We start from the raw sequence: 15,665 nt of genomic DNA, 5'->3' as shown, positions 1-15,665 counted from the left end.
AAGATAATAAAGTATTAATTTTTGAAATTGGAAAGGTGTCTAGCTCCAGGTGCTTGCGCTTTTCTTATAATAACGAGGTGAAAACATGATCCGTGGATTTTATACGTCTGCCGCTGGAATGATTGCTCAACAGCGCCGTCAAGAAATGTTAACGAATAATTTAGCTAACGCAAATACGCCAGGTTTTAAAGCAGATGATGCTTCCCTTCGCTCTTTTCCAAACATGCTCGTAAAAGCAATGGGAGTCGATAATCGTCCTTTAGGAAAATCGCATCATGTGGGTGAGTTAAGTACGGGAGTTTATTTACAAGAAAAAACATTGAATTTCCGTCAAGGTGACATTCATGAGACGAATAACAGTACTGACATTGCACTTTTCCAAGGTGTCGTTCCGGTAAACGAAGAGACAGGACGTCCAGGAGCATTGTTTTTCACAGTTGAAAATAACAATGGTGATATTCGCTATACTCGTAACGGAAGTTTTACAGTCGATGGACAAGGCTTCTTAACGACTGGTGAAGGATTTTATGTCCTTGATAACAACGGAGATCGAATTCAGGTTGCAAATGAAGATTTTCGTGTTTCACGAGAAGGTATCATCTTTAATGATGTTGGCGAAATCACGCAATTAAACGTTGCGTTTGTGGGAAACCCAAATCTACTTGTAAAAGAAGGGAATGGGTTACTCCGTTATGAAGGTGAAGAGCCTGTTGGTACAGCAATCGGAAATGGTGCGATTACGTATCAACTTCAACAAGGTTTTATTGAGCGGTCGAATGTTGATGCTACGCAAACGATGACCGATATGATGACGGCTTTCCGCGCCTTTGAAGCAAACCAACGAGTACTTCAAGCGTACGATCGTAGCATGGAAAAAGCAGCTAATGAGATTGGAAGAATCGGATAATGAACTTTATTTGAAAAAACGAGGTGCAAAATGAATCAATCGATGATCACGGCATCTGTGACAATGGGCCAATTGCAAAAAAAGTTAGATACAATTTCACATAATGTAGCTAACGTGAACACAAATGGCTATAAACGTCGCGATGTTCAGTTTCAAGATTTGCTATTTCAACAGTTGAATAACCAAACCGTACATCAGCAAGAAACCGGACGAAACACATCGAACGGGCTTCGTATTGGTTCAGGTGCCCGAGTTTCTCAAACGATTCTACGTATGGAACAAGGCGCCATTATTCAAACAGAGCGCCCGCTTGACATAGCAATTGGTGAAAAAGGAATCTTTTTTGAAGTTTTACCAACTGATGAAAATGAATCTCGACGCTTTACGAGGGACGGAGCTTTTTATCTCACGCCGAATCCAGATAATGCAGATGAGTTGTTTTTAGTGACAGGTGATGGTGACTACGTTATGTCAGCAACTGGTAATGCTATTGCAATACCAGCTAATTATGACTCAATTAATGTGACTGAGACAGGTACCATACTTGTTACGTTAAAAGGGGATCTAGATACTGAGATAAATTTAGGTCAGTTGCAACTATTTCGTGTGACAAAACCTCAATTACTAGAAAGTATCGGTGATAATTATTTTTCCTTTCCGAATCTCGATCAGCTTGGTCTAGGCTTCGATGACGTTTTAGAATTAGTTCCTGAAAACGAGGGGAAACTAATTCAAGGAGCATTGGAAGGGTCGAACGTTGACTTAGGTAAAGAACTAAGCGAACTTATCCTTGCCCAAAGAGCGTACCAATTCAACACACGCTCCATTTCAATGGCTGATCAAATGATGGGATTAGTAAATAACATTAGAGGCTAGTAAAGTTTGATATTTAGAGCGGAACCTATCAACAACTAATAATACGTTCTAAATGAAGAAGGTGTATGCTATGACAACTAATGAAAAAGAAAATAAAAATAGACAAGCTATACGTAAAGAAAAAGAAGAGAAAAATAAGCGTAATCGCCGCAAGCCCATTCGTCTTATTCCTATATGGGTTCGTGTATTACTAGTAACATTAATCTTTGCAGCTAGCCTTGTTGGTGGAGCGATGTTTGGCTATGGAATTGTCGGAGATGGTAACCCTATAGACGTATTAGGAAAAGGACCATGGCTGCAAATTCACGACATCATCTATAAAGATATCGAGTAGTCCATGATGGGTGTTTTTAACACCTGTCATGGGCTTTTTGTATTTTGAGAGGGGAGTGTAGTAAACTTACATTTGTGGTACAATTATAATAATATCAGTTACTATTAGGAGGTACTAATTCATGACTATGCTAGATGTTCAACAAATTAAAGAAATTATCCCGCACCGCTATCCATTTTTACTAGTAGATCGCATTGTAGAACTAGAAGAAGGGACACGTGCAGTTGGAATTAAAAATGTAACGGCTAACGAAGAATTTTTCAACGGACACTTCCCGGATTATCCTGTTATGCCAGGAGTACTCATCATCGAAGCACTTGCACAAGTTGGTGCAGTAGCTATGTTAATTAAAGAAGAAAACCGTGGACGTCTAGCATTCTTTGCAGGAATTGATGGCTGCCGCTTCAAAGGACAAGTGAAACCAGGAGACCAACTTCGTCTTGAAGTAGAAATCACTCGCCTAAGAGGTTCGATCGGCAAAGGAAAAGGAACAGCATACGTAGACGGCAAATTAGTTGCCGAAGCAGAATTAATGTTTGCACTAGGTGAAAATAAATAAAGTAAAAAGGCTGCCGCTTGGCAGCCTTTTTACTTTAGGGGTGCGCGCATAACTGAGGGGGAATCGCACACAAAAATGGTAAACCGCACATAATCGACAAGGAACCGCGCACAACTGAGGGGGAATCGTGCATAAAACCGGGGTGGCGCGCACAAAAATGGTAAACCGCGCATAATTGACAAGAAATCGCGCATAACGAAGTGGGAAACGAGCACAACTGAGGTAGAAACGCGCATAACGAAGTGGGAACCGCGCACAACCGGGGGTGCCGCACACAAAAATCCGAGCCCGCGCACAATCGACAAGGAAGCGCGCATAACTGAGGGGAAACCGTGCATAACGAAGGTAGAACCGCGCACAATCGGGGGTGCGCGCACAAAAACCGGAGACCGCGCATATTCGACAAGGAATCGCGCATAACCGAGGTTGAACCGCGCATAACGAAGGAAGAACCGCGCACAATCGGGGGTGCGCGCACAAAAACCGGAACCCGTGCATAATCGACAAGAAATCGCGCACAACGAAGGAAGGATCGAGCAGAACCGGTGTGCCGCACACATAATTCCTCTATATAATCGACAACAAAAGTTCAAAATTATCGGGTGAAATTTATTCACAATATATAGTCGCTCCTTTCGTATGCTGATATACTAAAATAAAAGGGTTGTTTTAACATCTGAAAGAGAAATTATCTCTAAAGGAAAAAACTTCCCTCGTGTGCGTCAAAAAGGAGGTGAAAGGCAGCGCTTCTCGCTAGCCTAAGTAAGATGAGAGAATATGTGAAAAAATTTGCGGTAGATGACAATAATGTCTGGAAACTTTTTTGTCACATGAACGACGGTTTGATTATTACAAATTCTAACCAACAAATTTTAGCTGCCAATCCCACTTTTCAAAAAATTACAGGCTATACTTATGAAGAGCTTTTTATGCAAAACCCTCGTATTTTCCAATCCGGTCAAACGCCACAATCTGTCTTTGACGAGATGTGGGAAGAAATTATGGAAAATGGGACATGGACTGGTGAGCTTGTAAATAAAAAGAAAAATGGTGATCATTATTGGTCGTATATCACAATCACCCAAATCAAAAAAGAAAATTTAGAAGATACCTATTATATAGGGGTCATCCGTGATATTACTTCTAGAAAGTTAGCAGAGCAAAGCATTTCATACCATGCTTTCCATGATAATTTAACAGATTTACCAAACAGGATTCATTTCAACCAACTTCTAATGGAGCAAATTAACGAACATAAAACGAACGGAAAAAAATTAGCAGTTATGTTTTTTGACTTAGATCGATTCAAAATGATTAATGATACGTTTGGACATCAATTTGGAGATGAGATGCTAAAGGGTGTTGCTAACCGTTTAAAATCAATTTTTGAAAAAAGAGGTACGGTCGGTCGTTTTGGTGGGGACGAATTTACGATGTTTATACCAAACATTGAATCTAAAAATGAGGTTGCGAGTTTTATTAGTGAAATTTTTAAAAACTTCTCTGAATTACCAATTATGCGCGTTGAAAGGGAACTTTTCATAACGGCAAGTATAGGCGTGAGCATATATCCAGATCACGGAATTGATGCAGGGACGTTAATTAGAAATGCAGATATTGCTATGTATTGCTCAAAAGAAGAGGGAAGAAATAATTATCAGATTTATGACGATACCATGAGTCAAGGAACGTATCAACAGTTAGTTATAGAAACGGACTTGCGAAATGCGATGGAAAACCAAGAATTTAAAGTTTTTTATCAGCTCCAAGTCGATGTCGATACACGTATTCCATCTGGCGTTGAGGCGTTAGTTCGTTGGCAGCATCCTGAGCGTGGATTAGTTCCACCTAACGAATTTTTACCTATTGCCGAGGAAATGGGATTAATTGTCGATATCGATGATTGGGTGTTAAGAACCGCTTGTGAGCAAATAAAAAAATGGAACGATGCTGGGAATGCCCTACAAGTTTCCGTAAACATTTCAAGAAAGCAATTCGAGCGAAAAGAATTTGTAGACATCGTCAAGCAAGTGATCCGCGATACCGCAATTAAACCAGAACACTTGAAATTAGAAATCACTGAAAATATAGCGATTATCAACATTGCTGCCGCTGTGAAAAAACTTCAAGCACTTAAACAACTAGGGGTACAATTTGCACTAGACGACTTTGGTACAGGTTATTCATCGTTAAGCCAGTTGAAAAATTTTCCAATAGATACGTTGAAAATTGATCAGTCTTTTGTAAAAAATAGCAATGGCCACGATGAAGATGCTGTGATCGTGAAACTTATCATTGCTATGGGCAAAACTCTCAATCTTACTGTTACGTGCGAAGGAATTGAGACAGAAGCACAGTTAGCTGTGATTAGAGAAGAAGGCTGTAACCATGCTCAAGGCTATCTCTTCTCAAAACCAGTGCCAGCTGAAGCTGTTGAACAACTGCTCTTATGTAAGGTCTAAACCTAAAAAGATTAACGTCTAACTACGAGACGTTAATCTTTTTATCATGGTTATCAAAGGTCTTTTCTGCCCGATTAATCCGATAAACTCTGCGGTAATATGAACCAACAAAAGTATCAAGCCAATAATTAAAAACGAAACCCATAATGTCGTGTTTGAAAAAATGATCGCACTTATTCCAAAGAATGCTCCCATACCATAAATGATTAATACGGTAGTCCGATGACTAAATCCTAATTGTAAAAGGCAATGATGAAGATGTGACCGGTCAGGGGCCGTAATTTTTTGCTTGTTTAAGAGCCTTCGTATGATAGCAAAATATGTATCGAAAATCGGGATCGATAATATTAATATCGGAATGATAAAACTCACCAACGTAAAACTTTTGAAAAAACCGAGAATAGAGATGATTGAAATGAAATAACCTAAAAATAATGAACCGGTATCGCCCATAAAGATTTTTGCTGGATAAAAGTTAAAAACTAAAAATCCTAGCGTACTTGCCATTAATAATAAGGTAACCGTCGCGACAAACATTTGTCCATTAATGATCGCCATAAACAAAATCGCTGCTAGAGCGATTGTGGAAACACCACTTGCCAACCCATCTAACCCATCAATTAAATTTACCGCATTTGTAATCCCGATGATCCAAAGCATTGTAAAAATATATTCCAACATTCCAAGTTCAACTCGATGTAGCATCGGTAAATAAATAAACTCGACAGTCAATCCCGAAAAGACTACAATTGCGGCGGCAGCAACTTGCCCTGCTAACTTTATTTTGTAAGATAAGGTAAACTTGTCATCAAGTATCCCGATAACGATGATGATACAAGCACCCAGAATAATTGGCATTAAATAAGGATTTGTAGGGCTTATATAAAGAAAGCCTGCAAAAAAGCCAAGTATAATTGCTAAACCACCTAACCTCGGCATTTGTTTCATATGTATTTTTCTATTACTTGGCTGATCGACTATTCCAAATTTCACCGCAATTTCTTTCACGAATGGTACCGAACATAAAGATGCTACTAAAGAAATTAAAAAACCTACTATATATAAACTCATTTTAAACCCCTTTACCATAAGGTTTTACAAACGAACATGTCCTTAAAACTATTATCTTTATCTTTTCTAATCTTATGGGAATTTATACTATGTTTCATCTGGCGCTATCCTTATTAGTCAAGGAATGAAGAAATTTAGAAATATTTTTGTCTAATCTACTAGACTTTAGTGGAAAAATGTAGTTTATTTAGTATATATGTGAAATTAGAGAGGTGGTAGTTTGAGAAAGTTTGTACTTATTTTTTCTGTGATTTTAATTGCAATGTTTAGTAGTATTCAGTTTAATAGTCAACCGGCTAAAGTTTACGGTGACAATAGTAGAGTTGCAGTTGGGGAAGTGACCGCTTCTTTATTAAACGTCAGAAGTGAGGCAAACGCGAATGCGAGAAGGATTGCTCAACTTCCAAGAGGAACAAAGGTATCAATTTTTGAAATAAACGTGAACAGAGATTGGTTAAAAATTAATGTAAACAACCAATGGGGGTTTGTTCATAAAGATTTCGTAACGATCACCGAAACTTTTACTCAAAGCAATCAAGTAAAAGTCGCTGATGGTCAAGTGACCGCTTCTAATTTAAATGTAAGAAGCCAAGCAAGTGCATCTTCTCAAAGAATCGGCGTACTTGCAAATGGAACGAAAGTGGAAATTTTTGAAACAGGCGTGAACAAAGATTGGTTAAAAATTCGAATAAATAATCAGTGGGGTTATATACATAGTGATTTTGTGAGAATTACCCAAAGCAATACGAACCAATCCTCGAACCAAGTTGTGAGTAAAGGAAGAGTAACGGCAACGAACCTAAACGTAAGAAGCCAGGCAAGCGCAAGTGCAACAAGGTTGACGACTTTACCTCAAGGAACGCAAATTGACATCTATGAAACAGGGGTTAACAAAAATTGGCTCAAAATTCGAGTAAATAACCAATGGGGTTACGTTCATAGTGATTTCGTTACAATTACTCAAGGTAATAATAGCCAAGCACCAGTAAGTGACCAAGTTATGGCTAAAGGCCAAGTAACGGCAACGAACCTAAACGTAAGAAGTCAGCCGAATTCAAGTGCAACAAGAATGACAACTTTATCTCAAGGCACACAAATAGATGTTTATGAAATAGGTGTGAACAGAGATTGGCTAAAAATTAAAGTTAGTAACAATTGGGGTTATGTACATAGTGATTTTGTCTCCATGCTTCAAGGCAACAGTCCAACACCTAGCCAAGTGATTGAAACAGGTCAAGTGACAACGGCAACACTAAATGTAAGAAGTGAACCAACGACAAATTCTACTCGAATTGGTACACTGACTTCGGGAACTCAAATCGATATTTATGAGATTGGTGTAAATAACGATTGGTTAAAAATTAAACTAGGAAACCAATGGGGCTATGTTCATCGTAATTTTGTAAGTATTGGAAACGCTTCGCAACTTGATACATCTAAGTTGAGAAATAAAGTCATCGTCATTGATCCTGGTCATGGTGGAAATGACCCAGGGGCAGTTGCTCATGGGTATAGGGAAAAAGATATCGTATTAAACATGTCATTACACTTAAAGCAAAAGTTAGAACAAGCAGGGGCAAAAGTCGTGATGACACGTTCTAGCGATGTATTTGTCTCACTTAGTAATAGAACGGCAGTAGCAAAGAATGCGAATGCAGATATCTTTTTAAGTATTCATACGAACTCCTCAACGTTTGAATCGGCTCACGGTACGGAAACGTTTTGGAATCGTAATTACGAACGACACAACAGTGAAAAGTTAGCCTCGAGCCTACAATCTAAGTTAGTTCAAAACTTAGGACTGAGAGATCGTGGTGTAAAAGAAGCAGGATTTGAAGTCATTAAATACACACAAATGCCGAGTGTATTAATTGAACTTGGATTTTTAACGAACAAAGCCGAGGCACAGAAACTAGCAAGCTCGCAATTTCAGGAGCAAGCAGCTCAAGCAGTACTTGAGGGATTACTAGATTTCTATAAATAAAGGTAACTAAAAAGAGGTGCATAAAATGAAAGAATTAAAAGAAATTAAGTGGGGCTCACCGCTTAGCTTAGCTTGTATCGGAGTATTCCTGATCGGTCTATCATTACTACTCGATACAATTTGGAAATATTTCCTAAGTTTTGGATAAGAATACAAAAAAAAGTGTCCGCAAACCGCGGGCACTTTTTTTCTGTAACTTTTTCCGCTCAGTTGTGTGCGAAAAAATAAATTTATGCGCGATTGCCTGTCGAATGTGCGCGCTTCTCAGAATTTGTGCGCGTCCCGCTGGTTTGTGCACGAACGCGAGTAGTTTGTGCGCGAAAATACAAAAATGTGCGCGTTTCTCAGAATTACTGCTCGCCCCGATGGTTTATGCTCGAAAAAAATTCTAAACAAACCTAATATAGGTGCTTACGCAGTATACATTGATAATATCTATACACGACTTTATAATAAAGAAATAAAGATACAAATTTTTAAAATAATTGTGTTTTTTCTATAAAAGGGGGAATAAATTATGGTAACAGCAACTTTAAAAAAGGGGAGTGGTACCATGGGGCAGATAAACCGTAAACCAATTAGACGTGTGAAAGTATCCAAACAAAGGCAAATTAACATTCCAAAAGATTTTTATGATGCACTAAATATTACTGATGAAGCAATTATTGAATTCACAGGGAAGGAAATCATCATTCGACCTGCAGAGTATGAAACAGTTGATTTTTCCGCAGACATTTTAAAAGACCTTGTTCGCCAAGGTTACAGTGGGAACGAATTAATACAACAATTTACACGGATTAAAGTAGAAATACCAAGTGCTCTAGAACGAATGAAAAAAGAAGCAATGGCTAACCCGGTTGTTACAGGAAGTTTAGAGGATTACTTAGATACGGTGGAGGACGAAGAAGGAGATGAGTAAGTTATTACCGTATAAGATAGGGGAGAGAGCAGCGAAACAATTGAAAAAAATCAGAAAAACTGATCGAGTATTATTTAAAAAAATAGAAGCAGCTATCACAAGTATTCGTCTTGACCCACGTGTTGGCGAACCTAAAAAAGGGGACTTAAAGGGTTATAGCTCACTTGATATTAATCACTTAAGGACTAATTACGAGTTGTGTTATACATTGGAAGTGGATGAGAGCGGCAACGTGGTTTTAATTATTATGATAGGGCCACGTGAGAACTTCTATGAAGATCTTAAGCGATACCTAAATTTATAAAGAACACTTCAAGACCGATGTTTAAAATTGAAGAAAGTAAATTATGAATGAAGTCCCAACTATAAGAATTTCTGCACCCTCGAGAGCAGTTTGTGCGCGAAAATTCAAAAATATGCGCGAGTTCCTGTCGAATGTGCGCGCATCCCCCATGATTGTGCGCGTTTACCAGAATTTCTACCCACCCCCCGTACCACCCAAAAAATTCTGCACGCCCACCAATACAACTATTCCCAATTTTCCCGCGGTCTCGTATAATAAAAATATTATCGCTTAAAAAAAGCACATAAACCTATCGACACTTAAACGGCTGCACCTATCAAGCGATTATGCAGCGATCACGAAGCTTACTGATATCACGAAAGGTTCTCACTACCTAATAGATTGGACAAGACATATAGAAAGGGGAGTTTTAATTGGCAAGATGGTTAATGATTATCCTAATTTCAGCTGGAGTTATTCTCATTTCGATTAGTCTATACGAAATTTTCGAAGGGAAAAAAGATGTTTCGGTTGCGATGAAAGAGGCGGAAACCATTGTCCCGCAATCTAAAAACCAAGATGAAATTGAAACACAAGAAGAAATCGTCTTCAACCCTTATCCAAGTGATGTGATTGGAATTATTTCTATTCCAAGACTGAATAAAGAGTTGCCGATCATTGCAGGGACAGATGATGAACAACTTAAAAGAGGTGTCGGCCACTTTATTGGGTCAAAATTTCCTGGGCAAGATGGGCAAATTGTCTTATCAGGGCACCGCGATACCGTATTCACTGGACTTGGTGATTTAATCGAAGGTGACGAAATTATTTTAAAAATGGAGTACGGTACGTATACCTATTATCTGCAAAGGACGTATATCGTTGATGCCGATGATTTGACCGTGATCGATCCTACGATAGATGAGGAAGTATTAACCCTCACGACTTGCTACCCGTTCCGATACGTTGGTGACGCCCCTGAGCGATACATTATCGATGCAGTTAGGAAGTAGTGTGGCTGCAAGGCGGCTGATAATCTATCAGGATAAAAGTGTCTAGTTTTAGAAAGCTGTCAACGCACCGTCTACGTAAGTCAAATTTGAAGAACTTACGATTTCTAGAGCCATAGTGTTTGCACGCCTTATACCAAACAAGAAGAGGTTCACCACCTCTTCTAAATCGCGCCTAACCTTCGCTCGCTTCCCTGTCATCTTTAACCAATATGTGTTAAAATAAAGACAAGCAATTTAATCCATAACAATGGAGGTAATAACTATGAAATATTTAATCGTTCTATTATTCATGCTCACAATGATCGTTGCAGGTTGTACGTCAAATGAGCCTACGAATAATGAAGAAGACACAACGAATGATACTGAAATTATCGATGAACAAGACAATGGTGAAGACGATAACGCTGATGCGAATGACCCTTCAGAAAACGGCGATCCTAACGATAATGAAAAAGACGATGAGGTTAACGGAGAAAAAGGTTCTGATTCAAGTAAAAACGAGTCAAATATAGAAGACAACGACCGTTTGCTTACTGAGGATGAAGCAGTTATTAAGGTTGTAGAACATCTAAATCTAATCTTGGATGATGAAGTTAGTGTTGTTGTAGACCGTGAGGAAGACGGAAAATATGTAGTACAAGTATTTGAGGTCGTTCCAGGTGAAAATGGCGTTGGTCGTACTGAAACGAGAGGTTGGTATTCAGTAGATCGGAAAACAGGTGAAGTAGAACTGTTATTTTAGGAAACAACAGTCGAGTTACAGCTACAGACTGTGTCTGTAAGCGGAAATCCCAATGCTTCTATTGGTAAATAAAAGGAAAGCTCGCTACTTAACTTATAAGTGGCGAGCTTTTTTAAAATTAGAAAGTGATCCACCGTCAAGCCAATGTGCAATCCCAATCTAATCAAGCTATTGACTAAATCCTTCCCTGAATTGTTTTACTACATACCCCAACTCATAACTGTGGAGCCGGGAATTTTTAACATGGATACCACTTAATAGAGTGAAATGCATAAATAACAAAAACGAGCGACATAAATCTGTGGGGAAGCTAGTTTGTGCACGATTCCGTATGAGTTCTGCACGAAAAGGTGTCTAATATGCACGATCCGCACCGTTGTGAACGATAAATTAAATTTATGCGCTATTTAGCGTGAGTCCTGCTCGATAAGCTATCGTTTCGCAGGTTACAAGGGAAATAGAGAGAGTATCTTAGTCGCGAGAATACTCAATTGGAAAATATATTTATTTACGAGGGGACAATTTTAAGGTAAAATATCTTAGTGTATAGTATAATGGTAGATTTTTATACTAGTATAGTAAATTTAAAAAACTTACTTTGAACTTCCACAAGAAAAGGTAATGTGATTCCTTGCAATGGTAGGAATTTTTTATTGTGAAAAACGTAGTAAATATTCTCGTAGATCTTAAAATACTAATTTTATATATACAAAGGAGTGCTTATAGTGGCACAATCACGAGTGGCGAAAAGGAAAGCTCACAAGAAAAAACCGATGAATCGTTTTGCTAAAATAACACTTCTAACTTTTCTAGCATTATTTGTAGTTACTGGTGGAGCATTCGCATATGTTATGTATAAAGTTTCTAATATTGCTTCAGGAGCGCAACAAGAGTTAGGAAGAGGAGACCGATCTGAACTAAGAGATAACGTAGTAAATCCGATTAAGGATCCAGTTTCTGTCTTGTTCCTTGGACTAGATAGCCGTGACGGTGACTTAAGTGGACGAACAGATGCGATGGTTTTGGCGACATTTAACCCAGATGAAAACACTATTAAAATGCTAAATATACCTAGGGATTCAAGAGTTGAACTTGCTGGTCGAGGTACAATGGATAAAATTAATCATGCTCACGCATTTGGTGGGCTTGATATGACAATCGCAACAGTCGAAAATTTATTTGATATCCCTGTAGATTATTTTGTTTCTTTAAACTTTGATGCATTTATGGACATCATTGACGAATTAGGTGGAGTAACCGTTGATTCACCGATGACATTTACTGAAAAAGATAACGGAACCTATGGAACGATTACGATTCAAGAGGGTGAGCAGCGTTTAAATGGACAAGAAGCGTTAGCGTACGTAAGAATGCGTAAGAGTGATCCGCGTGGTGATCTTGGACGAGGTGAACGTCAAAAAGAAGTGATCGAATCGATTATTCGTGAAGCTGCTAGCTTTAGTTCAATAACTCGCTTTGGCCCTGTCATGGATGCTGTAGGTAAGAACTTAAAAACGAACTTAAGTTTTAACAATTTAATGTCAATGCATTCTTACGCAAGCAAACTTAATGAAGTTGAATCACTTCAACTTCAAGGTGAAAATGCAATGATCAATCGAATTTATTATTACCAGTTAAATCCACAGTCAGTGATCGAAATTTCTGAAACGTTCCAGAGGCATTTAAATATTATTGAAGATGATCCGATAATCAATCAAGAAGAAGAAAACGTAGAAAGCTGGTAATTCCAGCTTTTTTCTTTGTTTTCTGCTAAAAAATAGAATGCAGCTTGTAAGTGGTACATCTAAAAATTACTGTATGTGATCATCTGTCTTCATTATATTGCAGTAGGTGATACTTTCTTTTAACAGAGAATGAAGGAAAATCAATTCTGATTAAAATTAAGTTTGTTTAGATAGACGACATTACGACACACTATATAGTAATATATGGTAAGGGGCTAGTTGTAGAAATGGCACATTGGAGTCAGGTTTGCCTTTTTACAAAATTTCAAAGAAAGGCTGTCTATAAATGAAAAAAGCAAAAGTACTATTTTTTATTTATCAAATGGGTGGCGGTGGCGCTGCACGTACACTATTAAATATTATCAATAACTTAGACCGTGATAAATTCTCACCTATGCTAGTAACGTTAAACTTCGACGGGTCTTATGAAAGTGAGATAAAAGAAGATGTTAAATTTCTAAAATTACCAACGCGAAGACTTAGTAAGTCAATTTTTCAATTAGCAAAAATCATTAAAGAAGAACAAGTTGATCTCGTTTTTAGTACGATCCCACGCGTAAATACGATCGCTATCCTTGCAACAATGCTCTCATTTTCAAAGGCAAAAAGTGTTGTGAGAGAAGCGGATAATTTAGGTGGAGATTTCAAGACAAATCTACAACTATTAGGTTTTGGTATGATGTATAAACTTTCAAATCAAGTGATTTCACTTTCTGAAGGTGTAAAAGAAAACTTAATTAATAAATATAAGGTAAAAGCGACGGATATAAAAGTGATCTACAATCCAGTTGATCTTAAAAGTATTCGAAATAAAGTGGAAAGAGGTCAAATACCTGCTGAACATCAATCAATTTTTGACTCATCTGACAAAATTGTTGTTACAGCTGGTAGGTTAGTCGATCAAAAAGATCAACGAACATTAGTAAGTGCTTTCGCCAAAGTTAATCCACAAATTAGTAGCAGGCTAGTCATTCTTGGGGAAGGGCCGTTAAAAGAAGAGTTAGAGCGACAAGCTGCAGAATTAAACATTACTGATCGTGTTCATTTCATTGGCTTTCAAAGTAATCCGTACATTTATTTTGAAAAGGCTGATTTATTCGTGCTTTCATCGAAACATGAAGGTTTCAGCCATGTGATTGCTGAAGCACTAGCTACAGGAACACCTGTAGTTTCAACCGATTGTAAATCAGGTCCAGCGGAAGTATTGAATAAAGGCGAATACGGCTTTCTTAGCAAAGTTGGCAACGTAGATGATCTAGCTGAAAACATGTTACATGTCTTAAGTTTAAATGATCAACAAACGATTGAAATCATTCAAAAAGGATATGAACGAGCGCATCACTTCGATGCAAAAAAAATCGTCCAACAATATGAAGAGGTTTTTCTTAACACGCTTACCAAATAAGGTACTGCGCATTGCTGTTATTTACTCTTGCAGTACCGGTGAAGCGTGCTATCGATAGCTTCGAGAGTAATACTGAAGAATACTCATGTAAAAATATAAGGAGGTGTTATCGACCCGTGACTAACACCAAAAAAGTTGTTCATATCACCACTGTACACCACCCATTAGATCCAAGGATATACTATAAGGAATGCCAAACATTACAAAAAGTAGGATATGATGTATCGTTAATCGTGCCTTTAGAGTATGAAATGAGCGACAAAAGTGCTGTTACGATTATTCCGATAAAAAAATATCATAACAAATTTAAGCGAATGTTGTTTTCGACATTTGAAGCGTATCAGGCAGCTCGTAAACAAAAGGCAGATTATTACCATATTCATGACCCAGAGCTCTTATTCGTTGCGTGGCTTCTAAAGAAAAAAGGCAATGTTGTTATTTATGATATTCATGAAGACTACGAAACAAGCATGATGCAAAAAGAGTATATCCCACGGCCGTTAAGAAAATTTATGGCAAAGACGTATAAGCTAGTTGAAAAAGCGCTATCTAGAAAGTTACAATTATGCTTAGCAGAAAAGTATTATCAGGAGAAATACCCAACTGGAAAATGTATTTTAAATTATCCGCTTCTAAACAGTAAATTAATTAATCATAAACTAGGGGACAAGCCCCTTGAGGATAAGTTGATTTATACCGGTAATATTTCGTTAGAAAGAGGAGCCCAAATTCATGCGCGGCTCCCTTTAATTGATGAAAAAATATCGGTGCATTTTTACGGGAAATGCTCGAAAAATTTAGCAGATCAAATGAATGAAATCGCTGGTGATCGAAAAAATCAACTTAAAATTGAGGGTGTCGATCAATATGTTCCAAAACAGATCATTGATGAAAGTTATACAAGTCGTCGTTGGTTAGCAGGGATTGCGTTATTTCCGCTAACCGATCATTACAAGAAAAAAGAACTGACGAAGTTTTTTGAGTATATGAGTGCTGGCATTCCGATTGTATGCTCTGACTTTCCAGCTTGGAAGGAGTTTGTTGAAAAACACTCGTGCGGCATAGCGGTTAATCCAAATGATGACAACGAAATTAAGAGTGCACTTGAATTTTTACGTCGGAACCCGAATGATGCTATAGAAATGGGTAACAATGGTAGAAAGGCTGTTAGTGACGCACTAAATTGGGAAATAGAAGGGAAGAAATTAGTTGAGTGGTATCGTGAAATTTGGGCAAATGAGATCGGACTCTCATAAGTTTTTCAACCGGATGGATGCTAAGTAGCTCGATTGTTAGTATTCTTGCAAATAAAAACATTAGAAAAACGAGTCAATTTCATAAAGGCCAAAAAGAGCTGCATAAACT

14 protein-coding genes are annotated in these 15,665 nt (G+C 37.9%); 13 read left to right on the top strand and 1 reads right to left on the bottom strand.

The window, feature by feature from the left end; translation table 11 throughout:
* The first annotated feature begins 85 nt into the window (after positions 1–85).
* From BKP45_RS03450 to BKP45_RS03430, 5 genes are all read left to right on the top strand, one after another.
* Positions 86–907 (top strand): flagellar hook-basal body protein, encoded by an 822-nt coding sequence (locus BKP45_RS03450; RefSeq protein WP_071388352.1) that lies wholly within the window; start codon positions 86–88, stop codon positions 905–907.
* Between the two features lie 30 nt (positions 908–937).
* A complete protein-coding gene (locus tag BKP45_RS03445) occupies positions 938–1,783 on the top strand; it encodes a flagellar hook-basal body protein (RefSeq protein WP_071388351.1) in 846 nt (281 codons plus the stop codon).
* A 70-nt stretch (positions 1,784–1,853) separates the two neighbouring features.
* Complete coding sequence (locus BKP45_RS03440) at positions 1,854–2,117, top strand: DNA-directed RNA polymerase subunit beta (RefSeq protein WP_071388350.1); 264 nt, start codon at positions 1,854–1,856, stop codon at positions 2,115–2,117.
* A 127-nt stretch (positions 2,118–2,244) separates the two neighbouring features.
* Entirely contained in the window at positions 2,245–2,676 is a 432-nt protein-coding gene (gene fabZ / locus BKP45_RS03435) for a 3-hydroxyacyl-ACP dehydratase FabZ (RefSeq protein WP_071389034.1), read from the top strand.
* A gap of 779 nt (positions 2,677–3,455) precedes the next feature.
* Positions 3,456–5,138 (top strand): sensor domain-containing protein, encoded by a 1,683-nt coding sequence (locus BKP45_RS03430; RefSeq protein WP_169824051.1) that lies wholly within the window; start codon positions 3,456–3,458, stop codon positions 5,136–5,138.
* A gap of 18 nt (positions 5,139–5,156) precedes the next feature.
* Here BKP45_RS03430 and BKP45_RS03425 read toward each other — a convergent pair whose 3' ends face one another.
* Complete coding sequence (locus BKP45_RS03425) at positions 5,157–6,209, bottom strand: glycosyltransferase family 4 protein (RefSeq protein ID WP_071388348.1); 1,053 nt, start codon at positions 6,207–6,209, stop codon at positions 5,157–5,159.
* A gap of 220 nt (positions 6,210–6,429) precedes the next feature.
* On the opposite strand from BKP45_RS03425, the gene BKP45_RS03420 reads away from it, so the two are divergent.
* The 8 genes from BKP45_RS03420 to BKP45_RS03385 all read left to right on the top strand — a co-directional run bounded on the left by BKP45_RS03420 (position 6,430) and on the right by BKP45_RS03385 (position 15,556).
* Positions 6,430–8,193 carry an N-acetylmuramoyl-L-alanine amidase gene (locus tag BKP45_RS03420; protein ID WP_071388347.1) on the top strand — a complete coding sequence of 588 codons (1,764 nt, stop codon included), beginning with the start codon at positions 6,430–6,432 and terminating at the stop codon, positions 8,191–8,193.
* 517 nt (positions 8,194–8,710) lie between these two features.
* Complete coding sequence (locus BKP45_RS03415; RefSeq protein ID WP_084787574.1) at positions 8,711–9,112, top strand: AbrB/MazE/SpoVT family DNA-binding domain-containing protein; 402 nt, start codon at positions 8,711–8,713, stop codon at positions 9,110–9,112.
* Complete coding sequence (locus BKP45_RS03410; protein WP_071388346.1) at positions 9,105–9,416, top strand: type II toxin-antitoxin system RelE/ParE family toxin; 312 nt, start codon at positions 9,105–9,107, stop codon at positions 9,414–9,416. Before BKP45_RS03415 ends, BKP45_RS03410 begins: the two co-directional genes overlap by 8 nt.
* Positions 9,417–9,829: 413 nt before the next feature.
* Entirely contained in the window at positions 9,830–10,408 is a 579-nt protein-coding gene (locus tag BKP45_RS03405) for a class D sortase (RefSeq protein ID WP_071388345.1), read from the top strand.
* 262 nt (positions 10,409–10,670) lie between these two features.
* A complete protein-coding gene (locus BKP45_RS03400) occupies positions 10,671–11,150 on the top strand; it encodes a hypothetical protein (RefSeq protein WP_071388344.1) in 480 nt (159 codons plus the stop codon).
* Positions 11,151–11,875: 725 nt separating this feature from the next.
* Positions 11,876–12,895 carry an LCP family glycopolymer transferase gene (locus BKP45_RS03395; protein ID WP_071388343.1) on the top strand — a complete coding sequence of 340 codons (1,020 nt, stop codon included), beginning with the start codon at positions 11,876–11,878 and terminating at the stop codon, positions 12,893–12,895.
* 286 nt (positions 12,896–13,181) lie between these two features.
* Entirely contained in the window at positions 13,182–14,300 is a 1,119-nt protein-coding gene (locus BKP45_RS03390) for a glycosyltransferase (protein WP_071388342.1), read from the top strand.
* A 116-nt stretch (positions 14,301–14,416) separates the two neighbouring features.
* Positions 14,417–15,556: a glycosyltransferase gene (locus tag BKP45_RS03385; protein ID WP_071388341.1), complete on the top strand. Its 1,140-nt coding sequence runs from the start codon at positions 14,417–14,419 to the stop codon at positions 15,554–15,556.
* The last annotated feature ends 109 nt before the right edge of the window (positions 15,557–15,665 follow it).

Source organism: Anaerobacillus alkalidiazotrophicus, assembly GCF_001866055.1.
The sequence above is the reverse complement of the archived record's forward strand: the minus strand, read 5'-3'. Positions and strand labels throughout refer to the sequence as shown.

Excerpts from the sequence above, each read along its gene's own strand:
- BKP45_RS03450 (WP_071388352.1), top strand. The coding sequence starts at position 86 with ATGATCCGTGGATTTTATACGTCTGCCGCTGGAATGATTGCTCAACAG.
- BKP45_RS03445 (WP_071388351.1), top strand. The coding sequence starts at position 938 with ATGAATCAATCGATGATCACGGCATCTGTGACAATGGGCCAATTGCAA.
- BKP45_RS03440 (WP_071388350.1), top strand. The coding sequence starts at position 1,854 with ATGACAACTAATGAAAAAGAAAATAAAAATAGACAAGCTATACGTAAA.
- fabZ (WP_071389034.1), top strand. The coding sequence starts at position 2,245 with ATGCTAGATGTTCAACAAATTAAAGAAATTATCCCGCACCGCTATCCA.
- BKP45_RS03425 (WP_071388348.1), bottom strand. The coding sequence starts at position 6,209 with ATGAGTTTATATATAGTAGGTTTTTTAATTTCTTTAGTAGCATCTTTA.
- BKP45_RS03415 (WP_084787574.1), top strand. The coding sequence starts at position 8,711 with ATGGTAACAGCAACTTTAAAAAAGGGGAGTGGTACCATGGGGCAGATA.
- BKP45_RS03410 (WP_071388346.1), top strand. The coding sequence starts at position 9,105 with ATGAGTAAGTTATTACCGTATAAGATAGGGGAGAGAGCAGCGAAACAA.
- BKP45_RS03400 (WP_071388344.1), top strand. The coding sequence starts at position 10,671 with ATGAAATATTTAATCGTTCTATTATTCATGCTCACAATGATCGTTGCA.
- BKP45_RS03390 (WP_071388342.1), top strand. The coding sequence starts at position 13,182 with ATGAAAAAAGCAAAAGTACTATTTTTTATTTATCAAATGGGTGGCGGT.